Annotated in this window: 12 protein-coding genes; 6 read left to right on the top strand and 6 right to left on the bottom strand. The window is 46.9% G+C overall.

The genetic code is table 11. The features are described 5' to 3' along the window. Window positions 1-18: 18 nt before the first annotated feature. On the bottom strand, window positions 19-951 hold the full coding sequence (locus LSG37_RS09685) for a cation diffusion facilitator family transporter (protein WP_233079683.1): 933 nt from the start codon (window positions 949-951) through the stop codon (window positions 19-21). Between the two features lie 66 nt (window positions 952-1,017). Here LSG37_RS09685 and trmL point away from each other — a divergent pair, with 66 nt between their 5' ends. Then, on the top strand, window positions 1,018-1,485 hold the full coding sequence (trmL, locus tag LSG37_RS09680; RefSeq protein ID WP_233079682.1) for a tRNA (uridine(34)/cytosine(34)/5-carboxymethylaminomethyluridine(34)-2'-O)-methyltransferase TrmL: 468 nt from the start codon (window positions 1,018-1,020) through the stop codon (window positions 1,483-1,485). A gap of 179 nt (window positions 1,486-1,664) precedes the next feature. Next, window positions 1,665-5,462, top strand: coding sequence for an EAL domain-containing protein (locus LSG37_RS09675; RefSeq protein WP_233079681.1), 3,798 nt, complete (start codon window positions 1,665-1,667; stop codon window positions 5,460-5,462). 421 nt (window positions 5,463-5,883) lie between these two features. Here the strand turns inward: LSG37_RS09675 and gpsA are convergent, their stop codons facing one another. Genes gpsA through LSG37_RS09655 form a run of 4 tightly spaced genes read right to left on the bottom strand, consistent with a single transcriptional unit; the run spans window position 5,884 to window position 8,111 of the window. Next, window positions 5,884-6,882, bottom strand: a complete 999-nt coding sequence (gene gpsA, locus LSG37_RS09670) for an NAD(P)H-dependent glycerol-3-phosphate dehydrogenase (protein ID WP_233079680.1) — start codon at window positions 6,880-6,882, stop codon at window positions 5,884-5,886. A 1-nt stretch (window position 6,883) separates the two neighbouring features. After that, window positions 6,884-7,357, bottom strand: coding sequence for a protein-export chaperone SecB (secB, locus tag LSG37_RS09665; RefSeq protein WP_008899801.1), 474 nt, complete (start codon window positions 7,355-7,357; stop codon window positions 6,884-6,886). A gap of 49 nt (window positions 7,358-7,406) precedes the next feature. After that, the gene (gene grxC, locus LSG37_RS09660) at window positions 7,407-7,664 is read right to left on the bottom strand and encodes a glutaredoxin 3 (RefSeq protein WP_008899802.1); all 258 of its coding nucleotides are present in this window, start codon (window positions 7,662-7,664) and stop codon (window positions 7,407-7,409) included. Between the two features lie 18 nt (window positions 7,665-7,682). Beyond that, complete coding sequence (locus LSG37_RS09655) at window positions 7,683-8,111, bottom strand: rhodanese-like domain-containing protein (RefSeq protein ID WP_233079679.1); 429 nt, start codon at window positions 8,109-8,111, stop codon at window positions 7,683-7,685. Window positions 8,112-8,288: 177 nt separating this feature from the next. Here LSG37_RS09655 and gpmM point away from each other — a divergent pair, with 177 nt between their 5' ends. The 3 genes from gpmM to LSG37_RS09640 are packed head-to-tail and all read left to right on the top strand — an operon-like array spanning window position 8,289 to window position 12,030. After that, complete coding sequence (gene gpmM / locus LSG37_RS09650) at window positions 8,289-9,830, top strand: 2,3-bisphosphoglycerate-independent phosphoglycerate mutase (protein ID WP_233079678.1); 1,542 nt, start codon at window positions 8,289-8,291, stop codon at window positions 9,828-9,830. Beyond that, window positions 9,830-10,993 (top strand): murein hydrolase activator EnvC family protein, encoded by a 1,164-nt coding sequence (locus tag LSG37_RS09645; RefSeq protein ID WP_233079677.1) that lies wholly within the window; start codon window positions 9,830-9,832, stop codon window positions 10,991-10,993. Before gpmM ends, LSG37_RS09645 begins: the two co-directional genes overlap by 1 nt. A gap of 2 nt (window positions 10,994-10,995) precedes the next feature. Continuing rightward, entirely contained in the window at window positions 10,996-12,030 is a 1,035-nt protein-coding gene (locus LSG37_RS09640; protein WP_233079676.1) for a divergent polysaccharide deacetylase family protein, read from the top strand. A gap of 60 nt (window positions 12,031-12,090) precedes the next feature. Here LSG37_RS09640 and rpoH read toward each other — a convergent pair whose 3' ends face one another. Next, a complete protein-coding gene (gene rpoH, locus LSG37_RS09635; protein ID WP_233079675.1) occupies window positions 12,091-12,945 on the bottom strand; it encodes an RNA polymerase sigma factor RpoH in 855 nt (284 codons plus the stop codon). Window positions 12,946-13,158: 213 nt separating this feature from the next. Here rpoH and LSG37_RS09630 point away from each other — a divergent pair, with 213 nt between their 5' ends. Continuing rightward, window positions 13,159-14,379 (top strand): EAL and HDOD domain-containing protein, encoded by a 1,221-nt coding sequence (locus LSG37_RS09630; protein ID WP_233079674.1) that lies wholly within the window; start codon window positions 13,159-13,161, stop codon window positions 14,377-14,379. Window positions 14,380-14,387: the final 8 nt, after the last annotated feature.

Genomic DNA, 14,387 nt, shown 5'->3' with positions numbered 1-14,387 from the left:
CAAACTCAGCCCGAATCATCACTTCTGCTTTAACTCAGATTCTGAATAAGGCTCAGCGTGAATAATCACTTCCGCCTGTTTATACAAGGCCATCAGTTGCTGCTCAGCGCGATCCACTATGGCATGAGCCGCCAGTAAAGATAAATCATCCTGTAACACCAGCCGTAGCTGAATAAATACTGCAGGCCCCGCCTGGCGGGTTTTTAGTTGTTCGACCGCCAGCACTTCGGTTTGGGTTAGTACTGTGTCTTTGATACGCTGCAATTGTTCAACTGGCAGTTGCTCGTCTAACAAATGCTGCAAGGCTTCTTTAGCCAGCACTACAGCGCTGTACAGTAAATAACCACAGATCAGTGCCGCTACCAGATTATCTACCCATAAAAAATTCTGGCTGGTCAGAAATAGCGCCACCAACACCAACAGGTTCATCAGCAAATCACTGCGGTAATGTAATAAATCAGCTTTCACAGCCAAAGAGCCTGTGCGCCGGATAATCCAGCGCTGGATCAACACCAAACTCAAAGTTAAGACAGCGCAAAGCACAGTGATCCACATACCAAAAACCAGTTGCTGCACAACTCCGGTTTGATGAAAGCGGCTCACCGTTTGGGTGAATAACAGCAAAGCGGCTCCGGTTAAAAAAGCTGCCTGCAACAAAGCCATTACAGCTTCGGCTTTGCCATGACCAAAACTATGGTTGCTATCCGCAGGACGCAGTGCGTAACTCAGTACCGCAAAGTTTAATACCGAGACCAATAAATCCAGCGATGCATCCGTAAATGAAGCCAGCACAGAGCTCGAGTTCGTGGCTAGTACGGCCCATAACTTCAGCACTAAAATAGTCAATGCGAAGGTCAGAGTCAGATAACCAGAGCGCTTCACCCAAAGTTGATAATCTGTGCTTTGATTTGTTTGCTTATTCAAACTGCTCACGTCAGCCTCTTTCATCATCTGCATCCATAGGCATTGTACGCCAATTTTGATACACTCACCGCGCTTCAGATACTGGAAATCATCATGCTAGACATAGTGTTATACGAACCTGAAATCCCGCCAAATACTGGCAACATTATCCGCCTTTGTGCCAATACAGGTTTTCGCCTGCATTTAATTGAACCACTGGGTTTTGCCTGGGACGATAAACGCATCAAGAGAGCTGGCTTGGACTACCACGAATTTGCTGACGTGAAACGTCATGCCAACTTTGCAGCTTTTTTAGCAGAAGTGCAGCCAACAAGGGTATTTGCCTGTACCACCAAGGGTAGTAATCATCATAGTGACGCGCAGTACCAGTTAGGAGATGCCTTGGTATTTGGCCCTGAGAGCCGTGGCTTACCTGCTGATTTGCTGGCAACCTTGCCAAAAGAGCAGTGGTTACGCATCCCCATGACACCAGATAGCCGTTCGATGAATCTGTCCAATGCAGTGTCGGTATTTGTTTATGAATCATGGCGTCAGTTGGGTTACGCAGGAGCCCGAGCCTAAGTTTGCCAAGCTCTGAATCATAGAGCTATAGTGATACTCAGCCTGCTGATTTATCAGTATTTTTAATGAAATTATCCAGGGATTAGATTCAGATGCTGCTGCGTTGCCTAAAATTTTGTCTGGCGCTTTGGCTTGTTTGCAGCAGCTTTGGTCTGCACGCTTATTTGCAAGTGCAACCTATGGTGCACTCACGTCAGTCACAACATTTAGCTATTGAGCTGTTCACTCAGGATAAATCAGGTTTATTGTGGTGGAGCACCAGCACCCAGCTACACCGTTTTGACGGGCACGATCACCGCTCTTACACTTTACCCGCCGAATTACAGACTCAGGCACTGGTGCAGCTACTGACACTGGATCAACATAAACTCTGGTTGGCCAGTGTTGACCAACTCTGGCTGTTTGAACAGCACAGTGGTGAATTCCGCCAGATTTGGCAAAGCAAAACTCCTATTAAAGCCTTGTTTTTATCTGGCAATTCCACGCCATTGATCTTAACCGAACAGGAAATCTGGCAGTGGTCAGCCGAATCCACTGATGCGCAGTTGTTATGGCGAGGCAGCAGTACAGCAGCAGGTTGGGCTCAGGGGGTCAGTGATGGCGCCTATTTATGGTTATGGTCCAAAGATGCAAAATTAGCCCGTTATGATTTGCTGAATCAAAGCTGGCAGTATTATCCGATGAATTTACCCCAGCAAACCGACTTAGCTTTAGGTCCGGATCAACAACTCTGGCTGCTTGCACAAAATCAAACACTCTATCAGTTAAAGCAACAGCAGCTCCAGCAGGTAAAGACTCCAGAACATTTTTATGCCACAGCTTTAGAAGTCGATCCTTTAGGTCAGGTTTGGCTGTTATCTGCCCAAACACTTTACCTATACCAAAAAGATAACCAAAGCTGGCAAACTCAACACCTGGCTCAACCCTGGGCTCAGCTTTTTGCCGATCGGCATCAGAATATCTGGCTGGCTGATCCGGTAGGCACCTTAGCTCTGGCGCAATCTTCGGCTTTAGAAGTTCAAGCCAGAGGGAAGTCGGTCATAGTGGATAATAAAGGCCAACACTGGCAACTGGAGCAGCAGCAATTAACTCAGGTGACACCAGCTCAAACCCCCACCCCGCCCCTGGTATTTCCTTTTGCTTTTCAGCAGGTAAAAAAATTCTGGTATCAGGAACAGTATTTTGTTTGGGTTGGTCAACAAATCTGGCGTTATAACCAGAGCACAGCAAACTGGGTGTCAGTGGAGCAACAAGCTGTATTGGATCTGGCGTTGGCAGACGATCAATTCTGGTATCTGACGCATCAGGGGTTATGGCAATGGGAGCAATCCTCTGCAACGTCCAACTTATTAAGTGACCATGCTAACTGGCTTTTAGTGCGCTATCAGTCAGGGCAATTGTGGCTCTCTGGCAGTGACAGACTGTATTCCTATCAACTGGCTTCGCAACAGTTGGCGACCTACGACCTTAGCCCCTGCACTACATCACCTTGTCTGGATGCGCGACAAATTCTGGATATAGTGCCGGAACAGCAACAGCTGTGGCTACTGACTCCGGATCAGCTGTATCACTATGAAGCTCAGCAAAATCACTCTAAATTAACTCTGATCCTGCAAAACCAGTGGCAGGTGCCCTGGCAACAGCAACGTATGCTGAAGCAGGATCAGCAGGTATGGCTTTGGTCCAGACAACAGCTGAGCTTACTGGATCTGACCGATCAGTCTTTGCTGAAATGGCAACTGAACCAGGCTGAACAGCTGAACCCCTTTCAGGTTCAGTTAGTGGATCAGCAATTGCACATCAACAGCTCCATAGGTCATTACCGGTTGCCACTGGCTCAACACAAAAGCAGCACCATAGCGAACCCTTTGCGTCTTGAACTCGTTGCCGAAAATGGCCAGCGACTGAAACAACAGGATCATCTGTTGCAACTGGACAGCTGGGGCCCACAACTACAGTTTCGGGTTAGCCATTACCCAACGGCTGGTAAGCAATGGAATTACTTCCGTTATCGTCTGGATAATGCACCGGCTGTGATGCTGACTTACCCTCAGCGCCAGTTTACCTTGCGCCTGGACAACAGCGCTATGTATCTGCTCTCCATTGAAGCAAGTCAGGATGGGTTGAACTGGCAACAGGTGGGGGACTATCAACTGCAGTTTAACCGCTACTGGTGGATCCAACAAAGCTGGCTCTGGCTTATGTTGTTTGCCTCAGTATTGATGCTGGCTCTGTTGTTATGGCGCTATAAAAAGCATCAGAATCGTTTGCATCAGGCGCTGGAACAACAACTGATGATAAGCTCCCTATTCGACAACACCCAGGATGCAGTCTGGTTAGGCGATGAGCAGCTGCGTATTGAAAAAGTAAACCAGGCCTTTTGTCAGATCACCGGTTTTGATGCCAAACAGATGGAAGGTAAAACCTTGCAGCTGTATACAGCTCAAGGACATCAGACTGAACTACTGAAAACCATAGTGCAGCAGCTACAGCAATTCAGCTTCTGGCGAGGTGAGGTCTGGAGTAAAAAAGCTAATGGTGACAGCTTTGCCTTATCATTGGCCATTACCTTGTTATCCGGCAAAGGGGCTTCGGAAGCCAAACTTTATCTGGCAATATTTTCTGATGTCACCAATCGCAAGCTGAATGAACGTGAGCTGCGAAAACTCAGCACCAGAGATCCACTCACCCAACTGCCTAACCGTGCTTTGTTTCTGGAACATCTGGACAGAGCTTTCTTTAGTTGCAACAGCCGTTTTCCACACTTTGCTGTGCTGCTGATCGACCTGGATCGTTTTGCCAAAATTAATGATTCCTTAGGCCACGACAGCGGTAATATGCTGCTGAAAATGGTTTCTGAACGCCTGCAAAAACAGTTGCCTGCCGGCTATATTCTGGCGAAATTGGGCGTAGATGAGTTTGCGGTTCTGGTGCCCTCTCATTTCAGTCTTGAACAGTTTGATTTGTTGCTGAACCGGCTGAGTTTACAGCTGCTGCAGCACATCAGACAGCCACTATTGCTGGGAGATTTGGAAATCACGCTGACCGCCAGTATTGGTATTGCTGTCTACCCTGACGATGGCCGCTCGTCAGATATTTTGTTGCGCAGTGCTGATACAGCCTTGCACCATGCCAAACAAATGGGCCGCAACAATGCCCAGTTTTTTAACGACAAAATGCTGCAACGCACTCCTGAATATCTGGCGTTGGAAAGCGATTTATGGCGTGGCATCAGCCAGGGCGAATTTAAAGTGTTATACCAGCCTAAATACAATGTCAGCACCAATACCATAGTGGGCTATGAAGCTTTATGTCGCTGGCATAATCCAGCCAGAGGCATGGTCTCTCCTGTGATGTTTATCCCAATCGCAGAAGAAAATGGCGTCATTATTCAGCTGGACAGGCTGGTATTCAGTCAGGTTTGTGCTCAGATCCGTCAATGGCAACAACAAGGCCGGATGCGGGGGCGTGTCGCAGTGAACCTGTCAGTACAACAACTGCAACAACCTGATTTACTGGACTTTTTACAGCAGGAACTACAGCATTACCAACTGGACGCCAGTGTATTGGAGCTGGAAATCACCGAAACCGCTATGATGCGCGACGCAGAGCATTGCCTTGAAGTGATGCATCAGTTGAAGGCTCTTGGTTTTACACTGGCGCTGGATGATTTTGGTACTGGTTATTCCTCTTTGGGTTACCTGAAACGTTTCCCTATCGATACCTTAAAAATTGACCGGGCTTTTATCAAAGACATGGATAGCTCAGAGCAGGATCGCAATATCACTTCCACTATAATCCGGCTGGCCAGTTATCTGAAAATTGCAGTAGTGGCCGAAGGTGTGGAAACTGAAATGCAGGCCTATTTGCTGCACGTCATGGGATGTCAGGTGGTACAAGGTTACTTATTCAGCCCACCAGTACAACCTGAACAGATTGCGTTGCTGCTGGATAAAGAACCGAAGAAAGAAAGCTAATTGTAGGGGCGGGGTTTATCCCTCGCCCGAACGCTGCGGCGCCAAATACGACGGGTAATAAAATTGATTAAAAACTACGGGCGACCATAAAGGTCGCCCCTACAATAACTCTAATTAAAATCAATAAATTGTAGGGGCTGGGCTTGCCCCGCCCGAACGCTGTGGCGCCAAATACGACGGGTAATCCCCTAAGTAATTGAAGTTGCAGCGCGGCGGCAGAGACCCCAGGAGCATAGTTGTCCTATGTGACTGGGGCGAAAGCACGCAGCCACTGCCGTTTACCCTAAGTAGTTGGTGTTGCAGCTAGGCGACAAACGAGCGAGACCCCAGGAGCATAGTTGTCCTATGTGACTGGGGCGATACTCTTACCTTAAAAGCAGGTGCAGGCAACAACGCTGCGGCGCCAAATACGACGGGTAAACTATTCGTCGCGCTTTTCGCGGCCTAGTAGATCCATCGCCGCTAAACGGGCATCTTTGCCCTGATACAGCACCTGGTAAATTTGCTCTGTAATAGGCATTTCTACGCCAACACGTTGCGCCAGATTAAAGACTTCTTTGGCATTGCGATACCCTTCCACGACCTGGCCTATGGCCGTCATGGCTTCGTCTACACCTTTGCCTTCACCCAGCAATAAACCAAAACGTCTGTTACGGGATTGGTTGTCTGTACAGGTTAAAACTAAATCACCTAAACCAGCCATGCCCATAAAGGTTTCTTTTTTTGCACCTAAAGCACAACCTAAACGGCACATTTCTGTTAAACCACGAGTGATAAGCGCTGTACGTGCATTGGCACCAAAGCCGATACCGTCGGCCATACCAGCACCAATAGCGATGACGTTTTTCACAGCACCACCCAGTTGCACCCCAATAAAATCAGGATTGGTATAAACTCTGAAGGTTTTAGTGCAATGCAATAAGTCAGAGAGTGCCGAAATAAATTCTGGATCGGTTGAAGACAACGAAATGGCAGTAGGTAAACCTTTGGCCAGTTCTTTAGCAAAAGTCGGCCCTGACAGTACAGCTAAGGACACCTGCTCACCCAGTATTTCTTTGGCGACATCTTGCAGTAAGCGGCCGGTTTCCGGTTCCAAACCTTTAGTAGCCCAGGCCACACGGGCATTGTGCTGCAAAAAAGGTTTGATTTGTCTTAAGGTGTCAGCAAAAGCATGGCTTGGCACAGACAATAAAAGGTCACGGCATGAAGCCACAGCATAAGCCAGATCATCAGTCACAGCTAAAGAGTCCGGCAAACGAATATCCGGCAAATAGCGCTGATTCATTCGTTGTTCTGCCATCACACGGATATCATCCGCATTTCGGCCCCACAACAAAGTTGGATTGCCATTGCGGGCCAATGAAATAGCAAGGGCGGTCCCGTACGAGCCCGCCCCTAACACAGCAATTGCAGCGTTCATCTTAAGACTGTAGTTCTACGCCTTGCTGGGCCTGAGCTTCAGCCTGACGTTTTTGTACATATTGAGCAAACAAGGCATCAAAATTTACAGGTGCCAGATTCAATTGTGGGAAAGTACCGCGGTTTACCAGATTAGACACAGCTTCACGGGCATAAGGAAACAGAATGTTTGGGCAGAATGAAGCCAACATATGCGCCATTTGTGCATCTTCCAGCACTGGAACACTAAAAATACCAGCTTGTTGCACTTCACATAAAAACGCCACTTCTTCTTCGATACGTGCCGTTACAGTCAGAGATAACACTACTTCAAAGGTATTGTCATCTAACTTCTCGCTGCGGGTATCTAAATCTAACTGAATCGCTGGTTGCCACTCTTTACGGAATATTGCCGGAGCGTTAGGTGACTCATAAGAAATGTCTTTGACATAAATACGCTGGATGGCAAATTGTTCAGCGACTTGTTGTTCGGCCATGATAAATCCTAGTTATTTTATTTAGTGATCGACAGAAAACCAGCTGCAGTTATGCAGCGAGCATCGAATTTAAAGTACCGGCATTTTCCAGTGCAAAAAGATCGTCACAGCCACCTACATGAGTATCGCCGATAAAAATTTGCGGTACTGTGGTGCGGCCATTGGCCCGCTCAATCATGGCTGGACGCAATTCGGGCTGTTCGTCGATTTTAATCTCGTCAAACTGCACGCCTTTTTGGCCTAATAACGCCTTAGCGCGAACACAATAAGGACAATAGGCCTTAGTGTAAATAGTGACTTGTGCCATCAGAGCTCCGACTTACTTTTACTTTTTAACCAGGGGCAGGTTTGCACCTGTCCAGGTACTCATGCCGCCCTGTAAAACAAAAACTTTTGTAAAGCCTTGTTTGGTCAACGTAGCGGCTGCGCCTTGTGCAGACATACCTGCCTGACAGACTACTATGATGGGTGCGTCTTTTTTGTTTTCAAGGCCGCCCACAGCTTGAGTGTTAATTTGTTCGGTTGTCAGATGGCGGGCACCGGTAATATGGCCCTTTTTGAAGTCGGCTTCAGCGCGAATATCGATCACTGTTGCATCTTCTCTGTTTACCATCAAGGTCAACTGAGTGGGAGTAATTTGTTTGACTGAAGAAGTTAAAGACTTAATCCAGCTGACCACTAAGGCTAAAAATAACGCCACCCAAGCGGCGGTCAGGTACGGATGATTACTTAAAAAATCAATATATTGCTGCATAAACACCATTCTGTTTCATTTCAGGAGCAAAACTTTGCGGCCGAGTATACCTAGTTTGATAAAAGAATGCAGCATTGAAGCCCTATCCGTACTATTTCGTCACTGTTTTCACAGGAAAAACAAGGTAAGATAGGCCATCAAAACGATGATCAAGCAACAAGATACGGAGCCATGAGTATGCAGCCGAAAAAGCCGTTAGTCTTACTGATATTGGATGGATGGGGATACAGAGAAGAACGTGAATCCAATGCCATTTTACAAGCCAATACCCCGGTAATGGACAAGTTATGGGCAGAGTATCCTCATACGCTGATCTCAGGCTCTGGTCTGGATGTCGGCTTGCCAGATGGTCAGATGGGCAACTCTGAAGTAGGTCATGTCAATTTAGGCTCAGGTCGTGTGGTCTATCAGGATTTTACCCGCATCACCAAAGCTATTCAGGATGGGGACTTCTTTACCAACCCTGTGCTGGTTGAAGCGACGCAAGCTGCTGTGCGCCATGGCAAAGCCGTGCATCTGATGGGTTTGTTATCGCCAGGTGGCGTGCACAGCCATGAAGATCACATCATTGCGATGATTGATTTAGCCAAACAACAAGGTGCAACTGAAATCTATTTGCACGCCTTTTTAGATGGTCGTGATACGCCACCACGCAGTGCTGAAGCTTCATTGCAACGGGTAGAAGATCACTTTAAAGCCATAGGTGTCGGTCAGGTTGCTTCTGTGATTGGCCGTTATTTTGCGATGGACCGTGATAAACGCTGGGACCGCGTGCAGGCAGCCTACGATTTACTGACCCAGGGCAAAGCTTTATTTACTGCAACTACCGCAGTGGACGCATTAAAAGCGGCCTACAGCCGTGATGAAAACGACGAATTTGTTAAAGCGACCGCCATTAAAAATCCAGCTGGTGATCTAATTAAGATGCAGCAAGGCGACAGCCTGATTTTTATGAACTTCCGTGCCGACCGCGCCCGTCAGTTCAGCCGTGCTTTTATTGATGCCGATTTCACAGGTTTTGGCCGCGAATATCAGCCGCAACTGGCAAGCTTTGTGATGCTGACTGAATACGCTGCTGATATTAAAGCCCCTTGTGCTTATCCGCCTGAAAGTCTGAATAACGTTTTGGGTGAATGGCTGGCCAAACACCAGAAAACTCAGTTACGTATTTCCGAAACTGAAAAATATGCCCACGTGACCTTCTTTTTCAGCGGCGGCCGTGAAGATGTATTCGATGGTGAACAACGTATTCTGGTGCCATCGCCTAACGTAGCCACTTACGATTTGCAGCCAGAAATGAACTCCACCGAACTGACCAACAAACTGGTGGGCGCTATTCACAGCGGCGAGTTTGATGTGATCATCTGTAACTATCCAAATGGTGATATGGTCGGTCATACCGGTATTTTATCTGCGGCTATTAAAGCGGTAGAAGCAGTGGATCACTGCATTGGCCGTGTGGTAGAAGCATTACAGCAAGTGGGCGGAGAATGTTTAATTACAGCCGACCATGGCAATGCTGAACAAATGCAGGATCCAGAATCTGGTCAGGCTCACACAGCACACACCAGCGATCCGGTGCCGTTGATTTATGTCGGCCGTAACGCAGCAGTAACCCCAGGTGGTATTTTGAGTGATATAGCTCCAACTATGCTGCATTTGATGGGTATGCCAATTCCTGCTGAAATGACAGGCAAAATTCTGATGAAGACAAATTAATGCCAGTAAGACTCGTCAACTACAGGCTGAAGATGCAGCAGAGCTTAGCTCTGCTGCTCTGTTTAGCCTCGGCCCCTTTATTGGCTCAGGATCAAAAAGAGGTGCAACAGGAACTGTCGCAACTCAAAGGCCAAATTCAGCAAACTGAAAAAGAGTTGAAGCAACAGCAAAAGGCTTTTACTAAAGCCCAGGATTTGCTGAAAACTGCTGATCAGTCCTTAGCCCGGCTGGCACGACAACTACGTCAAAGCACTACAGAACTGGCGGAACTGCATCAGCAGCAACAGCAGTTGCAACTGCAACAGCAACAACTGCAACAAAGTTTCGAGTTACAAAAGTCGTTGCTTGCGCAGCAGCTCAAAGGCGCTTTTGTCACAGGTGAGCATGATTACACCAAGATGCTGCTGAACCAGCAAGACAGCAACAAACTGGAGCGGGTACTGACTTATTATCAATATTTGAATCAGGCGCGGATGCAGCAGCTAAAACAGATAGAGCAAACAGCAGCGGAACTGAAACAGGTTGAGCTGGATTTGCAAACTAAAGCACTGCAACAACAACAACTGCAGGCCCAGCTGGAACAACAACAGCAAGAGCTGACAGAAGCAAAAAGTAGCCAGTTAGCTTCAGTCAAAAAGATGAAGAGCTTTTTGACTGATCAAGAGCAACAGCTGAACTACCTGAAACAAAACGAACAAAGCCTGCAAAACACCTTGGGCAAACTGAAAGCTGCTGCTATTGCGGCGAAAAAACGCATCAATTTGCCAAAAACCAAAGGCAAACTGCCATGGCCAGTACAAGGTGATATTTTGCAGGGTTATGGTGAAAAACGTCTGGCTGGTGTTAGCTCGCGTGGCATATTAATAGCGGCGGCTGAAGGTTCTAAAGTCAAAGCTGTGGCAGACGGGCAAGTGATTTATGCGGACTGGCTCAAAGGTTATGGCTGGGTGATAGTACTGGACCACGGCAACGGAGTCATGAGTTTGTATGGTCACAATCAAACCTTATTGAAAAAGCCAGGCGAGTCGGTCAATGCCAGTGACGCTGTGGCTTTAGTGGGTGCCAGTGGTGGTCAGGCTCAGGCTGGATTGTATTTTGAGATCCGGCAAAAAGGCTCAGCCATTAACCCTATTACCTGGTTACAGAAACGCGCAGGATCTTAGTAATGAAGTATTGGATCAGCTTAGCTTTTGCGCTTTGCAGCTTACCCTCTATCGCCGCTAAAGTGGCTATAGTGATTGACGACATTGGTTACCACAAGCTTGACTACAAGCTGCTGGAATTACCTTATGACTTAACCTTTGCCGTCATTCCTCATACTACCCACAGTAATGCGGTAGCAAAAGCGGCCTATCAGCAGCGCCGTGATGTGATTTTGCATATGCCGATGGAATCTGCACGCCGAGCTGATTTAAGTAAAAATGCGCTTAAAGTGACAATGAGCCGATCTCAAATAGAGAGCAAGCTTCAGGCCGCTTTTGCCGATGTGCCTTATGCTATTGGTATGAATAACCATATGGGAGGTTATTTTACTGAGCAAACTGAGGTGATGGACTGGACTTTAGCTTATATTGCCAAACGCCAGCTGTTTTTCCTCGACAGTAAAACCACAGCCCGCAGCCAGGCTGGTGTTTACGCTAAGAAACACCAAATCCCGCTGTTAACCCGTCAGGTTTTTCTGGATAACGACCGCTCTTATCAGGCTTTGGATAAACAATTTAACTTGATGATCAAGCTGGCAAAACAGCAGCAATACGCCATAGCTATAGGCCATCCTTATCCTGAAACTTATGCGTATTTGAAAAAACATTTACCTGACTTGGCAGCCCAAGGTATTGAAGTGGTAAAACTCTCCAGCTTGTTACCCGCCGACTATGCCATTATCACCGCAGCGCAAACTGCAGATGTGCCTTTATCCTTGCCAGAACAGGATCCAATTCAAGCTGTACAGCTTGCAAAAGCAGAGAAAAAACCAATGAGTGCTGAAACCACAACAGTATTTACCCCAGCCATTGATGATCCTGCAGCTATTATCACCATGTACCAGGTGCAATGGGAGATCCCTGCCCTGCTGAACCCTATGACTCTGCCCCGGATTAAACCTACTCAGCCGCTGATGCAAAAACCTTGGGAATTACCAGAGCCTGCTAAAAAACCAGCCCGGTCTCTGCCGTTTTATCAGTTAGGTGGCAGTTTATAACGGACCATCAGAAACGCAAAAGCCCTGACAAGTCAGGGCTTTTTACTCTAAGAAAAAACATTAAGCAGCCATAGCAGCCTGCAGTTTTTTCATCGCGTTTTTCTCCAGCTGACGCACACGCTCAGCAGACACCTGATAACGGTCGGCTAATTCCTGCAACGTCAGCTTCTGATCATCTAACCAACGGGCACGGATAATGTCCTGACTGCGGTCATCCAATGTGCTTACTGCAGCCTGCAGTCGATCCACAGCGGCATTGTCCCACTGGTCTTCTTCAATACGGTTGGCTAAATCAGACTCTTTGTCCTGCAAATAAAATACCGGAGCAGTGTAATTGCTTTCTTCTTCATCATCAGATGCATCAAAAGGCATATCATAGTTGCTCATACGGGATTCCATTTCCACCACTTCGTGTACAGGAACTCCTAAAGAGTCAGCTACGTTTTGCACTTCTTCTTTACTGAACCAGCCTAAATGCTTTTTGGCTTTACGCAGATTAAAGAACAACTTGCGTTGCGCCTTGGTCGTTGCCACTTTGACAATACGCCAATTTTTCAGCACAAACTCATGAATTTCAGCTTTGATCCAGTGCACTGCAAAAGACACTAAACGCACACCAACAGAAGGGTCAAAACGTTTTACGGCTTTCATCAGACCAATATTGCCTTCTTGGATCAGATCGCTTATTGGTAAACCGTAACCTGAGTAGCTGCGGGCAATGTGCACTACAAAGCGCAGGTGAGACATAATCAACACGCGAGCCGATTCTAAATCACCGTCTTGCTGTAATTTTTCAGCTAAAGAACGCTCTTCTTCTGCTGTGAGCATAGGGATGGTACTTACCGCATGAGTGTAAGCTTCAAGGCTGCCACTTCCAGCCACTGTCAGAGTCATCATTTGTGAAGCCTGAGTCATGTAATTTCCCCTTACTTGCTTGATTGGGTCAAATCTTAGCACTCTTTAGCTGAGAGTGCTAAAAGAAATTTCCATCTTTTAAGATCGGAATTGTATAAGCCCTGTTTTTTAATAATATCAATTCATATATAACAGCTTGGTTTTCTTATATGATAAATTTAGAACTTGCGATCAGCTCTAATGATAAAAATATAACAATTCAAGGCTACCCATATGTATTGCTATGTCGCGCGCCAGCCTATTTTTGACCGCCAAAAAGCCGTAACAGGATACGAACTGTTGTTCCGGGATGGCGTAGACAACTGCTTTCCAAATATTGATGCAGACGAAGCCACCTCTAAACTCATCACCCAGCACCATTTGTTGTTGGGAGTTGAAAAGATCACTGGCGGCAAGCAAGCTTTTATTAACTTTTCAGCTGACACCTTAATCCATCACTTTCCCACCTCTATTGATCCTAACAGTATGGTGATTGAAATTCTGGAAACCGTGCCTATCAGCGACGAGCTACTGACGGCGTGCAAAGAGCTGCATAAAATGGGCTATCGCCTTGCGCTGGACGATCATGACTTTGATGCAAAGTGGGACGTGTTTTTACCTTATGTCAGCATTATTAAGGTAGACGTGAGGATGTTTAACATACTGCAGATCAGTAAATATCTGCGCCGTATTGCTAAGTACCCTGTGACCTTACTGGCAGAGAAAGTGGAAACTGCAGATGAATACGAACAACTAAAACAACTTGGCTTTGATTTGTATCAGGGCTACTTTTTTGCCCGCCCGGAAATGTTAAAACATAAACAACTTGGCAGCAATAAACTGAATCTGCTGGCACTCATCAGTGAATCAAGTAAGGTACGGCTGGATTTTGATGGGCTGGCAGCCATAGTTGAACGTGATTTGGATATGTCCTACAAGCTGCTGCGCTTTATTAATAGCGTCCAGTATGCCCGCAAACAATCTATTGGCTCGCTGAAACATGCCATGGTGTATATGGGCGAAGCTGAACTGAAAAAATTTATTTCCCTGCTGGCACTGGCAAATCTGGCTGAAGGGCAATCGGATGAGCTATTAGTGATGTCGCTGATCAGGGCGCGCTTTTGTGATCGGCTGGCCAATATCCGCGGAGATCAGGAGAATCCGCCCGCGGCGTTTTTAACAGGTTTGTTTTCTCTGGTGGATGCTTTGCTGGAACAGCCGTTGGAAGAGCTGTTAGCTCAGTTGCCTCTGCTGCCAGAAATTAAAGTGGCTTTGCTGGAACATAAAGGAATACTGGCAGATTACCTGAAGGTTGAACGCACTTTTGAGCAAGGTTTGTGGCAACAACAAACTGATCTGTCCTCCCGTATGGTGCCGGAGACGGTCGATTTAAATCTGGTGTACTTTGAAGCAGTAGAATGGGGTCAACGCTTGCTGACAGTGCAGCAGCATTAACCCCAGTT

It is taken from the genome of Rheinheimera soli, from assembly GCF_021290985.1.
In the GTDB taxonomy this organism is placed as follows: Bacteria; Pseudomonadota; Gammaproteobacteria; order Enterobacterales; family Alteromonadaceae; genus Pararheinheimera; species Pararheinheimera soli.
This window is presented reverse-complemented; position numbering and strand designations above follow the sequence as displayed.

Coding starts and splice junctions, on each gene's coding strand:
- gpsA (WP_233079680.1), bottom strand. CDS start 6,882: ATGAACGCTGCAATTGCTGTGTTAGGGGCGGGCTCGTACGGGACCGCC.
- grxC (WP_008899802.1), bottom strand. CDS start 7,664: ATGGCACAAGTCACTATTTACACTAAGGCCTATTGTCCTTATTGTGTT.
- LSG37_RS09640 (WP_233079676.1), top strand. CDS start 10,996: ATGAAGTATTGGATCAGCTTAGCTTTTGCGCTTTGCAGCTTACCCTCT.
- LSG37_RS09645 (WP_233079677.1), top strand. CDS start 9,830: ATGCCAGTAAGACTCGTCAACTACAGGCTGAAGATGCAGCAGAGCTTA.
- LSG37_RS09630 (WP_233079674.1), top strand. CDS start 13,159: ATGTATTGCTATGTCGCGCGCCAGCCTATTTTTGACCGCCAAAAAGCC.
- rpoH (WP_233079675.1), bottom strand. CDS start 12,945: ATGACTCAGGCTTCACAAATGATGACTCTGACAGTGGCTGGAAGTGGC.
- gpmM (WP_233079678.1), top strand. CDS start 8,289: ATGCAGCCGAAAAAGCCGTTAGTCTTACTGATATTGGATGGATGGGGA.
- trmL (WP_233079682.1), top strand. CDS start 1,018: ATGCTAGACATAGTGTTATACGAACCTGAAATCCCGCCAAATACTGGC.
- secB (WP_008899801.1), bottom strand. CDS start 7,357: ATGGCCGAACAACAAGTCGCTGAACAATTTGCCATCCAGCGTATTTAT.
- LSG37_RS09685 (WP_233079683.1), bottom strand. CDS start 951: ATGATGAAAGAGGCTGACGTGAGCAGTTTGAATAAGCAAACAAATCAA.
- LSG37_RS09675 (WP_233079681.1), top strand. CDS start 1,665: ATGGTGCACTCACGTCAGTCACAACATTTAGCTATTGAGCTGTTCACT.
- LSG37_RS09655 (WP_233079679.1), bottom strand. CDS start 8,111: ATGCAGCAATATATTGATTTTTTAAGTAATCATCCGTACCTGACCGCC.